Source organism: Xenorhabdus sp. XBWT (genome assembly GCF_059072735.1).
Window position 1 is genome coordinate 2,865,933 of record NZ_CM180990.1, and the last position, 15,929, is coordinate 2,881,861.

The following is a 15,929-nucleotide window of genomic DNA, read 5'->3' on the forward strand; positions in this document are numbered from 1 at the left end:
GACACATTGCGCCATGCTACTACCTTGGCTAATTCTTCTGCCCTTCATCGGAGGCCTGCTGTGCTGGCAGGCAGAGCGCTTCGGCACCCGTATGCCGCGTTGGATAGCGCTTCTGGCGATGGGACTGACGCTGTTACTCTCCCTGCACTTGTGGTTGCAGGGCGGTTATACACTCACCAATCCGCAGGGTATTCCACAGTGGCAATCAGAATTCCTGCTGCCGTGGATACCCCGCTTTGGCATTAGTATCCATCTGGCACTGGATGGGCTTTCCTTGCTGATGGTCGTGCTGACCGCATTGCTGGGTCTGATGGCAATCCTCTGTTCGTGGAATGAAAACCAGCCATATCAAGGCTTCTTCCATCTGAACCTGCTATGGATACTCGGTGGTGTAATGGGGGTTTTCCTTGCCATCGACCTGTTCTTGTTCTTCTTCTTCTGGGAAGTGATGCTGGTTCCGATGTATTTCCTGATCGCACTTTGGGGTCACAGGGGATCGGAAGGTAAAACCCGTATCACAGCGGCAACGAAATTCTTCATTTATACCCAAGCCAGTGGTCTTGTGATGTTGATTTCGATTTTGGCGCTGGCCTTCATTTACCATGATGCAACGGGTGAATGGTCATTCAACTATGAAAAACTGTTGAATACGCCAATGTCATATACCATCCAATACTTGCTGATGTTGGGTTTCTTTATTGCGTTTGCCGTGAAAATGCCGGTAGTCCCTCTGCACGGTTGGTTGCCGGATGCGCATAGTCAGGCACCCACGGCGGGTTCAGTTGACCTTGCAGGGATCTTATTGAAAACAGCGGCGTATGGTTTGCTGCGTTTCAGCTTGCCACTGTTCCCACAAGCTTCTGCGGACTTTGCCCCGATTGCGATGTGGTTCGGGGTTATCGGAATTTTCTACGGTGCATGGATGGCCTTTAGCCAGACTGACATTAAACGTCTGATTGCCTATACCAGTGTTTCCCACATGGGCTTTGTTCTTATCGCCATCTATACGGGTAGTCAATTGGCTTATCAGGGCGCGGTTATCCAAATGATCGCCCATGGCTTGTCAGCCGCTGGCCTGTTCATTCTGTGTGGTCAATTATATGAACGCCTGCATACCCGTGATATGCGTCAAATGGGCGGTTTGTGGTCAAGAATTCAATTGCTGCCAGCGATATCCCTGTTTTTCGCGGTAGCCACATTAGGTATGCCGGGAACCGGTAACTTTGTCGGTGAATTCATGATCCTGTTCGGTAGCTTCAGTAAATTCACCCTGATTACTACGGTATCCGTATTCGGTTTAGTTTTTGCGTCTGTTTATGCACTGTATTTGATGCAGAAGGCTTATTACGGCACGCCAAAAACAGATAAACCGCTACCGCAAATGGATGCCCGCGAAATCTCCATTCTGCTGTTACTGGTCGTCTTGCTGGTGATCTTGGGAGTTTATCCACAACCAATCCTTGATACTTCAGCCGCAGCGATGAGCAACATCCAGAATTGGTATTCAGCTTCACTTTTAACTACAAGGCCGTAATTCGCCATGACAATAACTTCTGAACAATTGATCGCACTATTGCCGCTATTGATCGTCGGATTGACGGTGGTGGTTGTGATGCTGTCCATTGCGTGGCGACGCGATCATTTCACCAATGTCACTCTGACGGTGATTGGCCTTAATCTGGCTCTGTTTTCTCTCTATTTTGTGGGACAACAAGAGCCGATGGATGTCACGCCACTGATTCATGTGGATCGTTTTGCAATGTTCTATACAGCCCTTGTGCTGATTGCGAGCCTTGCAACGACGACATTTGCCTATTCATGGTTGGAGAATTATCCCGATAACAAAGAAGAATTTTATCTTTTGGTGCTGATTGCGGCTGTTGGGGGAATTCTGCTCTCTTCTGCCAACCATATGGCATCGCTGTTTATCGGGATTGAACTGATCACTCTGCCACTATTTGGATTGATTGGTTATGCATATCGCCAGAAACGTTCACTGGAAGCCAGTATCAAATATATGTTGCTGTCCGCAACGGCATCTTCATTCCTGCTGTTTGGTATTGCGCTGCTGTATGCTGAATCCGGTGACTTGTCCTTCGCATCACTGGGTAAAAGCTTAAGTGACAGTAAACTGCATGAACCTCTGGTCTTAGCAGGATTGGGTATGATGATTGTGGGACTGGGCTTCAAACTCTCCCTCGTGCCTTTCCAACTGTGGACACCGGATGTTTATCAAGGTGCACCAGCACCAGTATCGACCTTTCTGGCGACAGCAAGTAAAGTGGCTATCTTTGCTGTGGTTATGCGCTTGTTCCTTGAAGCGCCTGTCACCGAAAGCGAAACCCTGCGCATTGTGCTGACTGTCATTGCCATTGCATCTATCCTGTTTGGTAACTTACTGGCGTTGACACAAAGCAATATCAAACGTCTATTGGGTTACTCATCCATTTCTCATCTGGGATATTTGCTGGTGGTGTTGGTTGCCATCAAAGATCACACACTGGCAGAAGAGACGGCGGGTATCTATCTGGTGGGTTATCTGCTTGCCAGTATCGGGGCATTTGGCGTAGTCAGTTTGATGTCCAGCCCGTACAGAGGGCCGGATGCGGATTCACTGTTCTCATATCGCGGCTTGTTCTGGCATAAACCGATCCTGTCAGCCGTTATGACCATTATGATGCTGTCATTGGCGGGGATTCCGTTAACCTTCGGCTTCATTGGTAAATTCTACGTTATCGCAACCGGTGTTGAAGCGAGATTGTGGTGGTTGACTGGCGCGGTAGTTCTGGGTAGTGCCATTGGCCTTTACTACTATCTGCGTGTGATGGTGAGTTTATACTTGCCAGCACCGAAGGCACTGAACCGTGATACACCACACAATTGGGCATTCACTGCTGGCGGGATTGTTGTATTGCTTACAGGGTTGTTGGTGTTAATCCTCGGTGTTTGGCCACAACCGTTGATTGATATTGTTCAACAGGCGAAAAGCGCTTTATAAGACAATAACCTGAATAACCTAATAAAAAACCCAGTCATTGTTGGCTGGTTTTTTTATTCTGGGCTGGAATTTGGCAAGGTTGACTTACAAAACACTTTCTTTTTCAAAATCCATTGAAATGCATTATAAAATTATTGGGCATTATTTCCTCCACCACTGTTCGACATACCCCTCTGTAAGTACAGTTACTTCCGTTTTTATGTTAAGGTGACTTTTAGCGTAGGCTGAGTGAATAATAATCACAATAGAGCCGCTAGGTATGTAACCATTTGTTAATGGTTGTATTTATTTATTGGCATCTCTGCAAAATTGCTTATTGGAGTAAATAGGAGATAGTGTCGAACATTAATTTTGAAGGATAATTATGAGTCAAGATAATACTGGTCAGGTAAAGACTAAAACTTCCATTAACCCACCAGTTTTTTTCTTCTCGGCGTTTTTAGTCATTGCTCTGGTGACATTCGCTGGTTTGAAACCCGAACTTGCCGATCGATGGTTTAAGGCTTTACAGCAGGACATTTTTGTTAATGCCAGTTGGTTTTATATTCTTGCAGTTGCCTTGATTTTGCTTTCGGTTACCTATCTGGGATTGTCCAGATACGGCAATATAAAACTGGGTCCCGACCATGCTGAACCAGATTTCAGTTATTTTTCCTGGTTTGCTATGCTCTTTTCTGCGGGGATGGGGATCGGGCTTATGTTTTTTGGTGTGGCTGAACCGGTCATGCATTACCTCTCTCCCCCAGTAGGGACACCTGAAAGTATCGAAGCTGCAAAACAAGCGATGAAACTGACTTTCTTCCATTGGGGGCTTCATGCTTGGGCAATTTATGCCATTGTAGCGTTAATTCTGGCATTTTTTAGTTACCGACACGGTTTGCCTCTGACATTGCGCTCTGCGCTGTATCCGATTATTGGCGATAAAATTTATGGGCCAATGGGTCATGCCGTCGATGTTTTTGCTGTTATTGGTACAGTATTTGGTGTCGCGACCTCTTTGGGCTATGGCGTCCTTCAGGTTAATGCCGGTCTTAACCATCTTTTTGGTTTGCCTATCAATGAAACAGTACAGGTTATACTGATTATTGCTATTACCGCTTTGGCAACCCTGTCTGTTGTTTCCGGTTTGGATAAAGGCATTCGTATTTTATCTGAATTGAATCTGGGTCTGGCGGTTTTATTGTTGCTTTTGGTGGTGGCTCTGGGACCTACCGTACTGCTACTGAAATCCTTTGTGGAAAACACAGGAGGCTACCTTTCAGAAATTGTCAGTAAAACATTTAACCTGTATGCCTATGAACCTAAATCCAGTAACTGGCTGGGGGGATGGACATTACTGTATTGGGGATGGTGGTTATCGTGGTCTCCATTTGTTGGCATGTTTATCGCGAGAGTCTCGCGGGGACGCACAATCAGAGAATTTGTAACAGGCGTCTTGTTTGTACCCAGCGGTTTTACCCTGATGTGGATGACGGCATTTGGTAACAGCTCCATTGATTTGATTGCCAATAAAGGAGCAACAGAATTAGCCGATGTAGTACAGTCAGATGTTTCTCTGGCACTGTTTAACTTTCTGGAGCATTTCCCGTTTCCTTCCGTACTTTCGTTTATCGCTATAGTCATGGTTGTGATGTTTTTCGTGACTTCAGCAGATTCTGGCGCAATGGTGGTTGATACACTGGCTTCTGGTGGTGCTAACCATACACCTGTCTGGCAACGGATCTTTTGGGCAGGTTTGATGGGCGTCGTGGCTATTTCATTATTGATTGCAGGTGGTTTATCCGCTTTGCAAACGGTAACAATTGCCAGTGCGCTTCCTTTCTCTGTCATTCTGCTGATATCAATCTATGGCTTGCTTAAGGCATTACGGATTGATGCATACAAAAAAGACAGCCAACAAATGACTACGATTGCACCTCCGGCCAGTCGAAATCCTATTCCGTGGCAGCGAAGATTAAGAAATATCGTTTATTACCCTAAGAGTTCACAAGTGAAGCGTTTCATGATCGAGGTTATCCAAAGTTCAATGGAGCTGGTGGCCGGGGAATTGGGGAAACAGAACAAAGTTGCTGTTATTAATAATGAAATGGATGGCCGAATTCACCTGGAGGTGGATTTTGGCGAAAATCTTAACTTTGTCTATGAAGTTCGTCTGAGAAGTTATATTCAACCTACATTTGCTATTGCAGGTTTGGAAGATGATGAAAAAAGTGAGGAACAAAAATATTATCGCGCTGAAGTTTACCTTAAAGAAGGTGGGCAGGATTATGATCTGATGGGGTGGACGCAAGAGCAGATTATCCATGATATTTTGGATCAATACGAAAAGCACATTCACTTTTTGCATTTGGTTCGTTAGTAAAAAGCCAATCCCCAGATTGTTAATCCGGGGATTCTTTTGTTTGTCGGCTGATGGCATTATTGAGCAGGATTATGTTGATGCAATGTCAGTTATTTTTACGACCCACCAACCACATTCCGACGATCATCGCCAGTACAAAGGCGAACCCTTTTGCATAGCCTGCTCCCAGTAGTACTAAGCCGGGTCCCGGACAAATCCCGGCAATGCCCCATCCCAGCCCAAAAAGCGCGGCTCCCCCTACCAAACGCCAGTCTATTTGACGTTGGTCAGGTAATATCATTGGTGTACCACAAAGTGCATACTGACGACGTTTAGCCAGTGAGAAACCGAACAGGCCGACAATAATAGCTCCCATCATCACAAGTGCCAGAGACGGATCCCACGGATGTGCTAGATCCAGAAAGCCCAAAACTTTTTCCGGGTTTGCCATCCCACCGATAATCAACCCCAAACCAAAAATGACACCAGACAGAAGAGAAAGTATCACTATCATTTTTTCATCCTCCTAAAGACCAAGCACCCAGCACAGTTGCCGTAAAAAATCCCACGGCCATAAAGATCAGTGTGGCGACCAATGAACGCAAAGAGAGGCGAGAAAGCCCACATACGCCATGTCCGCTGGTACAGCCGGAGCCAATACGTGTTCCCATTCCCACCAAAAGACCCGCGATAATAATGGTAGACCAAGATGCTGTAACTGTGATTTCCGGTAATGGATACAGCAGGCCATAGAGTACAGGTGCAATAATTATGCCTGCGAGAAATGCCACCCGCCATGAGCGATCTTTCGTTTCACGTTGCAGCAATCCGCCGAGAATACCGCTGATACCGGCAATTCGACCACAAAACAATATCAGCACAATTGCAGCCAGACCAATCAATATTCCCCCACCAAAGCTCAGCGCCGGTGTAAACTGGGCAAAATTAATGCTCATCCTAGTCTCCTGTTATTTCCGGTTTCGGGCAATACAAGGTATAAAGAGTATGAAGTAATGTCAGAATGCGTTCATCTTCAATACGATAGAAGATCTGTTTTCCTTCCCGACGTGTCTTCACCAGATTCAACCGCCGCATTACACCAAGTTGCTGTGACAGAGTAGGCTGATGGATACCCACAGCTTTTTCAAGTTGTCCAACAGAGGCTTCTCCCTGACTAAGCTGGCACATCAATAGCAAGCGGTCATCATTGGAAAGGGCGCGTAACACATCTGCCACTCCTTCGGCAGCCTCACGCATTGCTTGTTGCAAAGAACGATCCATCTTCATCATCACATTCTCACCTTAACACTTTATTTTTTTATATAATATAATTTTATAAATTAAATACAAGCTTTAATTAACTATATGAAGCCTATAAAAAATGAAAAATCATATATTATTGATTGATATGATTATAAAAGATATGAAACCTGTCCTATTTGTCAACTATGAATAATTTGGCAATAATTCATAAATTAAAAAAGTTGAAAATATCTATGTGTCTCTTAATAAATTGGTAAAAGAATCTTTAAAAAAAGAGCAAGATGATGATGAGATAATAATAACTCTAGATTTGCTTATTGATTTTTCAAAAAACAATAAACACGAGTATTCTTCTTATATTAATATTTATTAGCAAAGATTTTGTTTTTAAGATTTAAATGGATTTTTCAAATCAATATAAAAGGCTACGAGCCGATATAATCAACATATTATTCTGTATTCTTGCTATTAAAAGAGATTACTTGGGTTGATATTTTCACTAAACAAGATGTACAATAAATACACTGCAAAAAGAAATAATTGGCTAAAACATTGAGATGTTGAATTCAGACAAGAGTAATTGTTTCACTATAAATTGAATCTAAAACGAGAGGAAATAAAATGGCAAAAGGAAATTTTCTGACAGTCGGGGATAAAACAACGTGCGGTGGTGCGATTCTAACAGGAACCAACAACATTAAATTTTATGGTAAGCAAGCAGCAATTGAAGGTTCTACTGTGACTTGTGGCAGATATTCGGGTAAATATGCCATTGTTGGTGGGGTTGGTTCTTTCGTTGATAACGGCACAAAATTAGCAGGGACTTTGGATAGCAGAACAACCTGCCCTTGTAGTGCGGGGCTTATTCACTCTATCCCTGATACTTATCAAAAATAAGTTTAAGTTAAAGGTGATTTTATTAATTTCTCCAATTTAGAGAAATTTAAGCTGATTTATTTTATAGTGAATATATTAATGTAATATGATGGGTTCTTAATGCATTTGCCCATACTGCAATAATACACCTTTTGAACTTTTAGCAGAATACAATATTTGTCCTATTTGTAAATGGGAAGATTATCCCATTCACCCCCAATATCCTGATTATTCTGGAGGTGCTAATTCAATAAGCTTAAATGAGGCCAAAAATGCCTTTAAACAAAGTGGAAAGATTAAGTTATTTTATGTATTGTTAAATCAGTTTATTAAAAAATCAAAGGTACATAGTATGGAAAGCTATAAAGAGTACACTATGGATAAAGCTGATTTGATATTGCATCCTATTATTGGCGGAGAGTTGGTATTACTTCATTACGTTGGTTTTGCACAAGAAAATAGGTTTGAATTTTTAAGTAAGATAGAAGCTTGTGGTCGGATGGGTGATTCTGCAATATTAAATCTCATTAATTTTAAAAGATACCTTTCCCGCGATATTTTTATCATTAATGAAGATTCTTATACAAAAGATAAAGTTTATATGATGGATATAAATAACATTGATGATTTTGTTGAAGATTATTTCAAGTCTAATTCTAGTTGTTTTTTTGATGGTGATACATTTTTCATATCTCCTTCAAAAAAAGTTCTGATTGAATTTCAACACCATGGTTATGTGTTTTTGCATAAATTACCGATAGTATTGAATGAGCATGGTAAGTCTAAAATATCAAACAAAACATTTTGCAATATTTAACTTCCAACTGATTCATATCCTTTGTATGTCAAGTTGCTGCTTTGTTAGCAACGCTCGTTTATCCCAGTCGCATAGCTATCTTATGTTCTTGGGGATTGATGAGAGGCTCCTGCCTCTCACCAAGGGTCAGACTTTGGCTGGGAAAATATCTATTACAACCACTTTTTAACAAATTCGTCTAATGATATGGGATGATTAAAGTAATAGCCTTGCAAATAGTTAACAGAATAGTTCTTTAATTGGTTGAGCTGTTTTTGGTTTTCAATTCCTTCTGCCACAATTTCTAAATGAAGCCGTAAAGCAAGATCAATAATATTTTCAACAATATGCTTTGAAATTCTATCTGTATTCATTTTGCTAACAAAGTTATGTCCAATTTTCACTAAGTTAACGTTAAATTTTTGTAAATAATTGTGATTGGAATAGCCTGTGCCAAAATCGTCCAACGCAATTAATACGCCTAATTCATCCAGCTTATTGAATAAACTAATTGTATGCTCGTCTGGTTCCAGTAATTCCCGCTCAGTAATTTCCAAAATCAGCCTGATGGAATCTTTCGGAAATGCTTTAATAAAGTTTTGGCAATCAACTACCAAATTGTCATCTTTATAATGTCTTGCACTGATGTTGAAATTGAAATGGAAGTTTTGAGGCAGTTGATGAGTAATTGGCGCGAAGTATTCTTGTACTTGCCTGATAAGATCCTGAGTTAACGGGATAATTAGATCCGATTTTTCAATTTGTGCGATAAATTTATTTGGTGTTAATAACCCATGAACCGGGTGCTGCCAGCGCACAAGGATTTCACATCCAATTATCTTGTTATTTTTGCTACAAATAATTGGCTGAATGTAAGGGATGAATTGTTTATTTTTAACTGCTTTTTTCAACCGGTATTCTGGAATTGTAATGGTTCTGGTATGTTTGTAGAAAAATACTGTAAACAAGAAGGTTAGTAGAGATAGTAAAATAAATACACTTTCCAATTCCATATTGGGATGGATATTATTCTGATAATTGGAAAATATTCTCCAGAATATAAAAGCTGTGCTGGCAGTGATGGTAATGAATAACATCACAAATATCCGATACAGAGATCGGGATGATTTCAGATTCAGCCCCATCATTTTTCCTTTTTAATAAAGTGTATTACTCAACAGTAAAAAAACAATGTCGGCTATATTACAGGAAGAAATTGGAGACAGGAAATAGATATAGTGTTATATGACAAAATCTGAGCAAAAAATTCTTAATTTACTGAGATACTCCAGATAAATAGAACATTTTTGCCATCCGTGGCAATAGAGACAAATTATTATGGTACCGTTATGATAATAGCAACCCGTCGATTTTCTGCCCTGCCTTTAGAATTCTTATTATCAGCAATAGGCTGATTTGACCCTAATCCTCGGGTTGTGAGATTAGTGCGTTGCATCCCGTCTTGTGTCAGGGCATATGCAACTGTGTTGGCGCGTTTAAGGGATAATTGATCGTTGTAACTCACTTCTCCATAGTTGTCAGTATGGCCATCAAGGTGTGCGTGATGAATGCCGACTCTGGTCAAAACGTTTGACAGTTCTTTGAGTTTATCTTCACCTTCTGGGCGCAAGCGAAATTGGTTATTACCAAACAGTACTTTTTCTGACATGCCAAATAGCCAACCTTCATCTGTTTGTTGAAACCCTTGTTGTTTCAGTGCTGCGATTTGTGCTGCTGTCAGGATTCCTTTGTTCTGGCAGGCATTGAGAAAAAGGGTTCCAATAAATGCGCAGATAAATATAAAAGAACGTTTTTTATTCATAATGAGTTCCTATGGTAGGTAGTTTAGTTTTGTTGTATTAGCGGCATGCCAACCGCCACCTCGTTGTTTGATGTGGTACATGGCTGCATCGGCTTCAGACAGTAGTTGCTCTGCTGTTAACTCTCTGTTGGATAAGGCGATGCCAATACTCAGTGTGATGCGCAGGTGCTGGCCGTTGGGAAGGGAAATGGGAGTGTCCATAGCGTGAATGATATTTTTTGCGACGCATTCGGCATCTTCCGGATTGGCCGAAGGTAATAAGATGGCAAATTCATCCCCGCCAAGCCGGGCAACGGTGTCTGTTTTCCTGACCCTTCTTTTTAAAGTGTCGGCGATAGTGACAAGAACGAGATCGCCGGCAGCATGTCCATAGATATCGTTGACGTATTTCAGCCGGTTGCCATCAATAAATAATATGGCTGCACTTTCACGCATGAACTTATCATTCATTACCGTTGAAAGAACACGTTCAAATGTTGCCCGATTCGGTAAACCGGTCAGTGAGTCATGTTGTGCCTGCCAGGTTAAAACGGCCTTTTCTGTCTGTAAGTGATGCTGCCATTCTTCCAGTTCTTCGAGAAGATGATTAAAAACCTGACTTAATTCATGTAATTCAGCAATATGGGCTGAGGGTACACGCCGTGAAAATGCGCGTCGTTGTCGGACGTCATGGGCAACAACGGTAATATTTTGCAATGCCCGGACAATGCCATCATGCATACGCAGGGAGAGATAAAGTGAGATCACGGCGCTGAATAGCAGGCAAGCAAATAACACCAGCAAAGCCTGATAAATAAACTGGATGATGTGATCGCTGTTGCCAATTAGCCAGACTGAGCCGACTTTTTGGTGATGATAGTAAATGGGAAGGGTAAATGGTTCAGGAAAAAGCCAGCCTTCGACCAACTTTTTGAAGTTGCCCATGCGGGCTTCTTGATTGGATTGCCAGCTTGCTAACACTTGTTGTCTGGCATCAAAGATCTTGGCTTTTGTAAAACCATCATGAACCGCGATCATTTCCAGTATTTCGGTCGCGGCGGTTTTATCCTGAAAAACTACGGCAGCTTGTGCTGTATGGGCGATGGTTGTGGCGATCAGTTTTAGGTTATTTTTGGCATAATCTTGCATAGCGAGTAATGACAATAAAGATAGAAATAACCCCACGACGGATAACGAGATAAATGTGATAACTAAATGGATCCGGTGAAAAACCTGACGCAAAGTAGGGCGCGATGACATCAGTGAATAACGTTTTTTCATACAGATTATTCCACCTTACGCGCTAATTGTAGGACATTCGGATGCACGCGTACGCCACTGCGCGCCAGAATATCGAGGTTTAGGCTAAATGTTACTTGCGTGTTATTCATGTTGAGGCAAAATGCACTGCCTATTTCGCAGTGTGGGTTGTTTTCAGCAATGGTGAGCAGTGGTTTATTATTTTTCTGGCTAATGACTTGGTGCTGGAGCAAGGGGTTGATTTGACCGTAGTAAATCACATCACATTTTTCTATCAATTGTTTTACGTTGAAATTCAGGGTTTCTATATGCAATTCTGTTTGATCAGAAATCATATTAATGTGGGTTAAGGGGCTAATGTAATTGGATGGGGGAACCAGACACAAGCGCAGAGCAGCACGTGTAGTAGGCCAGTGTGTATAACTGATGATCCCAGAAACTACCCGAGCAACATTTTCATTGAGTTTTAGCTTTTCATTAGTATCAGGCATAGCCATTACTACTGAATTACCCATCACGATGATTAAGAATAAAGTTGTCAATAACCGTAAAAATAATCTGGAAATAAACTGATTAAAAACAATACGCCTACAAAGATGATGAGTCCGTTCAATCACTTGCATAACGAATTCCAAGTTTTGCCTTTCATATCATGTAAATAATAGTATTGAAATTATTGATAAAGTATGTTGTCAGCTAAAACCTATCTCATTGTGGTATTACTGATACCGACTGAGATAGGTTATAAAACACATTAATAACTTGATGGAATTATTTATAATCCTGAATATAATTTACACTGAAATATATTAATTGCTATCTATATGTCGATGAGTTTTTATTGATTCCTATTATATGTCCATGATTGTCATAAGTGATACTGGAAACTTTGCTTTGTCTTAAGACACCTAACAATTTTTGTTCCAAAATTAAACTGCTGGCTACTTCTGCATGAGTCAACGAAGCGCGGTGGCGACGGCGTTCTACCTTGAAACGATACTGATTGTATTTTGCCCACCCAATCAGCAAAAGTGCATTAAATATCGCTATGATGATATAAAGCGCTATCAAACCCAGTTCTGAAGTGAATTCCGACGTAAAAAGTTTGGATCCGTTATGGGAGGAATAAAATAATCCCATTGCGAATAAATAAACAAAACCAACCCAAGCCAGAATAGTTAATAGAATATCAATCAGGAGAGGTGATAATCTTTGTTCGGTAAAAATCAACGGATCTTTCATTATTCGATTCTCTCTATTCCCCGATCAGGACTTTCCCAGCGAGCTCGTTTTCTGTGTACTTTGAGCATGACTTTTGGGAAAGATACCAATGTCGTAAACAGATTTAGTATCCAATAAATCATCGGATACCAAATCACCCAAAACAGTGATGAGGCAACGTATTTTTCATAACGTCGTTCAATGATTAAACTGACGGTAAATTGGATCAGGCAGGTAGCTGCCAGTACTAATCCCGTATATCCGGGTGGAAATAATGTATAGATGCGGATGTTTTCCGGTAATGTGATAACCATTCCGAGGAGAAATAAAATGATGGAAAGGGCAAAGGTAAATGACCAGATAACGGAGCAGCAGAATTCTGCGAATAATACCCACATACGGCGATATTCCCATGACCACAGTTGACGCAGATTTTTCAGAAACACTTCAGCTCCGCCCTGTGCCCAACGTAACCGCTGCTTCCATAAGCCCCGCAGGGTTTCAGGCATTAAGATCCAGCATATAGCGCGGGGTTCGAAGAAAATAGACCAATGATGTAATTGAAGCTTCCAGCTAATATCAATATCTTCTGTGATCATATCGTTGCTCCAGTAACCGACGTGAGCAAGCGCTCTGCGGTTAAAGGCGGCAACGACACCAGAAACGGTAAATACTTGGCCATAGACCCGCTGGGTACGTTTTATAAGGCCGATGATGGAGGAAAATTCTCCGACCTGAACGCGTCCAATTAAAGTCGATCGTGTTCGGACGCGGGGATTACCTGTGACTGCGCCTACACGGGGATGGTCGATCATGGGCTTGACCAACCAGACTGCGGCATCCCGATCCAGCAAGGCATCGCCATCAATGCAGACCAGATAATCACTGTTGGCAGCGGCAGCACCAGCCTGAAGTGCGGTGGCTTTTCCCTGATTCTGCTTCAAGTGAATGACTCTCAATGCCTTGTGCTGCTGAGCCATGGCATTGAGTTCATCAGCGGTACTATCGGTTGAGCCATCATTGATGGCGATGACTTCAATATTGGTATAACGCTGGTTTAATGCTGCCTGCAATGTCTCGCGAACATTTAATCCTTCGTTATAGCAAGGAATTAAAATTGAAATCAGAGGGTCACCTTGAAGGCGGGGAACTTCTGAATCAATGAGCTTCCAGTGCCTTTCCCGATAGAACCAAAAATAGATCCCGCCTGAAATCCAAATAGCAGACATGAACAGCGGCCAGAAAAAGACAAAATTCATCATGACCTTGCCGGTAAAAGCGATGGCGATGCCAAGGGGAATACCCAATACAAGGCAGAGCACGATAAAAGCAAGAATACGATCAATCATTAAGTGGATACCATTCTGGAGAAAGAACGGGACGGATCTCATTCATTTCTGGTTGATTATTGAGAAAATCATCAGGGTAATAACCAAAACTCTGAGCGCCGTTTAGCTGCAATTGACGCATCCATTCTGCTAATTGGCGTCCGGGAATTGCCCTTTTATCCTCTGGCTTGTGCCAATCTACGGCCTGGAGTTCAAAAACAGTTTTTTCCAATGCCTGTGGTCGTTGCGCAATGATTTTGACTAAACGGGATAGCCACTGATTGCTTTTTGATAACGGCACATTTTCCATCAATGGCATTGCCATCGGGGCAACCCAATCGTAATTGGCAAGAAAATCATCCAGATTTTGGGCAAACCATTCTTCGCTGCCTGGTTCTAAAATCGGCATGGCAAAAATATTGCGTGCGGTTTTGATTTGATAGCCCCGTATAGATTTAACCTCTTGAGTTAATTCATTAATAAAATCAATTAAATATTTGCTTTTGAAACGAGTCCAACGGGAAAATAGCTCGGGATTTTGACGGATATCGGCAATAGAGGCAGGCAGGCCTGCGGCCTGATAGACTTTAATGGCATCGGGGCCTGCATCTTCAAAGTCCGACATAACGGCATCATCGTGGTACAGGATGCCCTTAAAAATAGAGTGAGCCGCCAGATCCTGATAAATCTCTTTGATACGTTGGCGATTTTCCGGGTTATAGGGAGATAAGCGTCGATATTGTGTTGGATTCACAAACAGCTTATTGCTATTTTCGTCATAACTCATTACCCGTGGAAATGCTGGATTCAGTTCAAATGCCAAAACTGGCATCCAAGCGTAAACATCAATATTCAACCGACTTTGCAGTTGCCAAGAGACCCGGTTAAATAAATCAGCCCGCATCGGTAACCAGCGATTAGGGAAGTAGAGTTCCCGTACATTGCCATCACCTTTGGGGTCAGAGAAGGTTTGCAGAAAAACAGTATTGACGCGGAGATCGGCAATGCGCTGTACGAGTTCGTCGAGGTTACTGGCTTGCTGAACGGGATCAGGATCGTAAACATAGTCCATATCAATATGGGCAATCCGTAAGATGTGTTTATTCTGAACTTGAATTACCTGTCCAGCGAATTCTTTCAGTGAGGGATTATTGGTAAGCAATATGCGTGGAACATTATCAAGATTGTTAACATTTGCTAATCCATTGTCCAGTGTCAGTGCCATCTTGTAGCCATAACGTTTGGCTATATCCAGAGTAATACCGCTATCCATGCCATAAGGCCAGACCCAGACCCGGGGCTGCCTACCCGTGGCGGAGATGATCCGTTGAGTGATAGTGGCAATATCTTTTTCCATTCGTTGGCGAAACGCCTTATCATTTTCATACTGACCTGTTTTCGGATCGTAAATGCGAATGGCGGCGGCAGGCTCTGTATTTCCTTGTGGATTACCGATGGCACCATAATGATGCTGATAAGTATGGGAACCTATTTCCACTAAACCAGAGCGGGACATCTCAGTAACCTGTTCCCATGTGGTGAAACGCTCCCGTGGCACCATCAAACCACCAAAATTGACGGGTTTTCCGGCTGGAGCATCAACCCAAACTCCGACAGGAGCCAAAATAGCCGGCCAACTATAGGCTTTCAGTAAAGGAAAGACCCGATGGTAAAAACTGCTGTAACCATCATCGAATGTCAGCAATACTGCCTTGGGAGGCAAGGGAGTTCCGCCTTGATGAGCAATAAGGATTTGATCAACGCTAACCGGTTGATAGCCATTTTCACGCAACCAGGCAAATTGATCGTTCAAAGCGCTAGTACGGACTGACATAAAACGCTGATCAGCGCCGTCATCTTCTACATCATGATACGCCAGAACCACATAACCATTTTGTGGCCAGGGACGTTCATTCATGGCAAGGGGGCGTTGCGCTGGTGGAACGAACTCCGGTTTTTCTGCGTATGCCATGATGTGCAGTTGGGGAATAAGCAGGCTAATCAGCAGTGCTGATATCATTAACCAATGGCGAAAGATATTGTTT

16 protein-coding genes and 1 pseudogene are annotated in these 15,929 nt (G+C 42.3%); 7 read left to right on the forward strand and 10 right to left on the reverse strand.

From position 1 onward, the window contains the following. Positions 1–13: 13 nt before the first annotated feature. The 4 genes from nuoM to AC5JQI_RS12455 all read left to right on the forward strand — a co-directional run bounded on the left by nuoM (position 14) and on the right by AC5JQI_RS12455 (position 5,357). Entirely contained in the window at positions 14–1,534 is a 1,521-nt protein-coding gene (nuoM, locus tag AC5JQI_RS12440; protein ID WP_493912391.1) for an NADH-quinone oxidoreductase subunit M, read from the forward strand. A gap of 6 nt (positions 1,535–1,540) precedes the next feature. Then, positions 1,541–2,998, forward strand: a complete 1,458-nt coding sequence (nuoN, locus tag AC5JQI_RS12445; RefSeq protein ID WP_237387381.1) for an NADH-quinone oxidoreductase subunit NuoN — start codon at positions 1,541–1,543, stop codon at positions 2,996–2,998. 70 nt (positions 2,999–3,068) lie between these two features. After that, the gene (locus AC5JQI_RS12450; protein WP_493912392.1) at positions 3,069–3,209 is read left to right on the forward strand and encodes an IS1 family transposase; all 141 of its coding nucleotides are present in this window, start codon (positions 3,069–3,071) and stop codon (positions 3,207–3,209) included. A gap of 153 nt (positions 3,210–3,362) precedes the next feature. Then, positions 3,363–5,357 (forward strand): BCCT family transporter, encoded by a 1,995-nt coding sequence (locus AC5JQI_RS12455; protein ID WP_493912393.1) that lies wholly within the window; start codon positions 3,363–3,365, stop codon positions 5,355–5,357. Between the two features lie 88 nt (positions 5,358–5,445). On the opposite strand, the gene AC5JQI_RS12460 is transcribed toward AC5JQI_RS12455, so the two are convergent. Genes AC5JQI_RS12460 through AC5JQI_RS12470 form a run of 3 tightly spaced genes read right to left on the reverse strand, consistent with a single transcriptional unit; the run spans position 5,446 to position 6,629 of the window. Continuing rightward, positions 5,446–5,853, reverse strand: a complete 408-nt coding sequence (locus tag AC5JQI_RS12460) for a DUF6691 family protein (protein ID WP_493912394.1) — start codon at positions 5,851–5,853, stop codon at positions 5,446–5,448. 4 nt (positions 5,854–5,857) lie between these two features. Further along, the gene (locus AC5JQI_RS12465; RefSeq protein WP_493912395.1) at positions 5,858–6,295 is read right to left on the reverse strand and encodes a YeeE/YedE family protein; all 438 of its coding nucleotides are present in this window, start codon (positions 6,293–6,295) and stop codon (positions 5,858–5,860) included. Between the two features lies 1 nt (position 6,296). Next, positions 6,297–6,629: an ArsR/SmtB family transcription factor gene (locus tag AC5JQI_RS12470; protein ID WP_237387377.1), complete on the reverse strand. Its 333-nt coding sequence runs from the start codon at positions 6,627–6,629 to the stop codon at positions 6,297–6,299. 594 nt (positions 6,630–7,223) lie between these two features. On the opposite strand from AC5JQI_RS12470, the gene AC5JQI_RS12475 reads away from it, so the two are divergent. The 3 genes and pseudogenes from AC5JQI_RS12475 to AC5JQI_RS12485 all read left to right on the forward strand — a co-directional run bounded on the left by AC5JQI_RS12475 (position 7,224) and on the right by AC5JQI_RS12485 (position 8,295). Then, entirely contained in the window at positions 7,224–7,499 is a 276-nt protein-coding gene (locus tag AC5JQI_RS12475; protein WP_493912396.1) for a PAAR domain-containing protein, read from the forward strand. A 103-nt stretch (positions 7,500–7,602) separates the two neighbouring features. Beyond that, positions 7,603–7,761 (forward strand): annotated as a pseudogene (locus tag AC5JQI_RS12480) (CPCC family cysteine-rich protein); the annotation flags it as partial. A gap of 69 nt (positions 7,762–7,830) precedes the next feature. Next, positions 7,831–8,295 carry a hypothetical protein gene (locus AC5JQI_RS12485; protein WP_493912397.1) on the forward strand — a complete coding sequence of 155 codons (465 nt, stop codon included), beginning with the start codon at positions 7,831–7,833 and terminating at the stop codon, positions 8,293–8,295. A 152-nt stretch (positions 8,296–8,447) separates the two neighbouring features. Here AC5JQI_RS12485 and AC5JQI_RS12490 read toward each other — a convergent pair whose 3' ends face one another. The 7 genes from AC5JQI_RS12490 to pgaB all read right to left on the reverse strand — a co-directional run bounded on the left by AC5JQI_RS12490 (position 8,448) and on the right by pgaB (position 15,904). After that, positions 8,448–9,371 carry an EAL domain-containing protein gene (locus tag AC5JQI_RS12490; protein WP_493912398.1) on the reverse strand — a complete coding sequence of 308 codons (924 nt, stop codon included), beginning with the start codon at positions 9,369–9,371 and terminating at the stop codon, positions 8,448–8,450. A 239-nt stretch (positions 9,372–9,610) separates the two neighbouring features. Continuing rightward, entirely contained in the window at positions 9,611–10,096 is a 486-nt protein-coding gene (gene yfiB, locus AC5JQI_RS12495; protein ID WP_493912399.1) for an outer membrane lipoprotein YfiB, read from the reverse strand. A 9-nt stretch (positions 10,097–10,105) separates the two neighbouring features. Beyond that, positions 10,106–11,356 (reverse strand): diguanylate cyclase DgcN/YfiN, encoded by a 1,251-nt coding sequence (gene dgcN / locus AC5JQI_RS12500; RefSeq protein ID WP_493912400.1) that lies wholly within the window; start codon positions 11,354–11,356, stop codon positions 10,106–10,108. Positions 11,357–11,361: 5 nt separating this feature from the next. Beyond that, positions 11,362–11,958, reverse strand: a complete 597-nt coding sequence (gene yfiR, locus AC5JQI_RS12505; protein ID WP_493912401.1) for a regulatory sequestration protein YfiR — start codon at positions 11,956–11,958, stop codon at positions 11,362–11,364. A gap of 193 nt (positions 11,959–12,151) precedes the next feature. Beyond that, positions 12,152–12,577, reverse strand: coding sequence for a poly-beta-1,6-N-acetyl-D-glucosamine biosynthesis protein PgaD (pgaD, locus tag AC5JQI_RS12510; RefSeq protein ID WP_493912402.1), 426 nt, complete (start codon positions 12,575–12,577; stop codon positions 12,152–12,154). After that, positions 12,577–13,905: a poly-beta-1,6-N-acetyl-D-glucosamine synthase gene (gene pgaC, locus AC5JQI_RS12515; RefSeq protein WP_493912403.1), complete on the reverse strand. Its 1,329-nt coding sequence runs from the start codon at positions 13,903–13,905 to the stop codon at positions 12,577–12,579. Before pgaC ends, pgaD begins: the two co-directional genes overlap by 1 nt. Further along, positions 13,898–15,904, reverse strand: a complete 2,007-nt coding sequence (pgaB, locus tag AC5JQI_RS12520) for a poly-beta-1,6-N-acetyl-D-glucosamine N-deacetylase PgaB (RefSeq protein WP_493914672.1) — start codon at positions 15,902–15,904, stop codon at positions 13,898–13,900. The genes pgaC and pgaB overlap by 8 nt, the downstream gene beginning before the upstream one ends. Positions 15,905–15,929 lie beyond the last annotated feature (25 nt).

What these genes read in the sequence shown, in the direction of transcription:
- pgaC (WP_493912403.1), bottom strand. Translation starts at nt 13,905, where the DNA reads ATGATTGATCGTATTCTTGCTTTTATCGTGCTCTGCCTTGTATTGGGT.
- pgaD (WP_493912402.1), bottom strand. Translation starts at nt 12,577, where the DNA reads ATGAAAGATCCGTTGATTTTTACCGAACAAAGATTATCACCTCTCCTG.
- yfiR (WP_493912401.1), bottom strand. Translation starts at nt 11,958, where the DNA reads ATGCAAGTGATTGAACGGACTCATCATCTTTGTAGGCGTATTGTTTTT.
- AC5JQI_RS12460 (WP_493912394.1), bottom strand. Translation starts at nt 5,853, where the DNA reads ATGATAGTGATACTTTCTCTTCTGTCTGGTGTCATTTTTGGTTTGGGG.
- AC5JQI_RS12470 (WP_237387377.1), bottom strand. Translation starts at nt 6,629, where the DNA reads ATGATGAAGATGGATCGTTCTTTGCAACAAGCAATGCGTGAGGCTGCC.
- nuoM (WP_493912391.1), top strand. Translation starts at nt 14, where the DNA reads ATGCTACTACCTTGGCTAATTCTTCTGCCCTTCATCGGAGGCCTGCTG.
- AC5JQI_RS12475 (WP_493912396.1), top strand. Translation starts at nt 7,224, where the DNA reads ATGGCAAAAGGAAATTTTCTGACAGTCGGGGATAAAACAACGTGCGGT.
- dgcN (WP_493912400.1), bottom strand. Translation starts at nt 11,356, where the DNA reads ATGAAAAAACGTTATTCACTGATGTCATCGCGCCCTACTTTGCGTCAG.
- AC5JQI_RS12485 (WP_493912397.1), top strand. Translation starts at nt 7,831, where the DNA reads ATGGAAAGCTATAAAGAGTACACTATGGATAAAGCTGATTTGATATTG.
- pgaB (WP_493914672.1), bottom strand. Translation starts at nt 15,904, where the DNA reads ATGATATCAGCACTGCTGATTAGCCTGCTTATTCCCCAACTGCACATC.
- AC5JQI_RS12490 (WP_493912398.1), bottom strand. Translation starts at nt 9,371, where the DNA reads ATGTTATTCATTACCATCACTGCCAGCACAGCTTTTATATTCTGGAGA.
- AC5JQI_RS12455 (WP_493912393.1), top strand. Translation starts at nt 3,363, where the DNA reads ATGAGTCAAGATAATACTGGTCAGGTAAAGACTAAAACTTCCATTAAC.
- nuoN (WP_237387381.1), top strand. Translation starts at nt 1,541, where the DNA reads ATGACAATAACTTCTGAACAATTGATCGCACTATTGCCGCTATTGATC.
- yfiB (WP_493912399.1), bottom strand. Translation starts at nt 10,096, where the DNA reads ATGAATAAAAAACGTTCTTTTATATTTATCTGCGCATTTATTGGAACC.
- AC5JQI_RS12465 (WP_493912395.1), bottom strand. Translation starts at nt 6,295, where the DNA reads ATGAGCATTAATTTTGCCCAGTTTACACCGGCGCTGAGCTTTGGTGGG.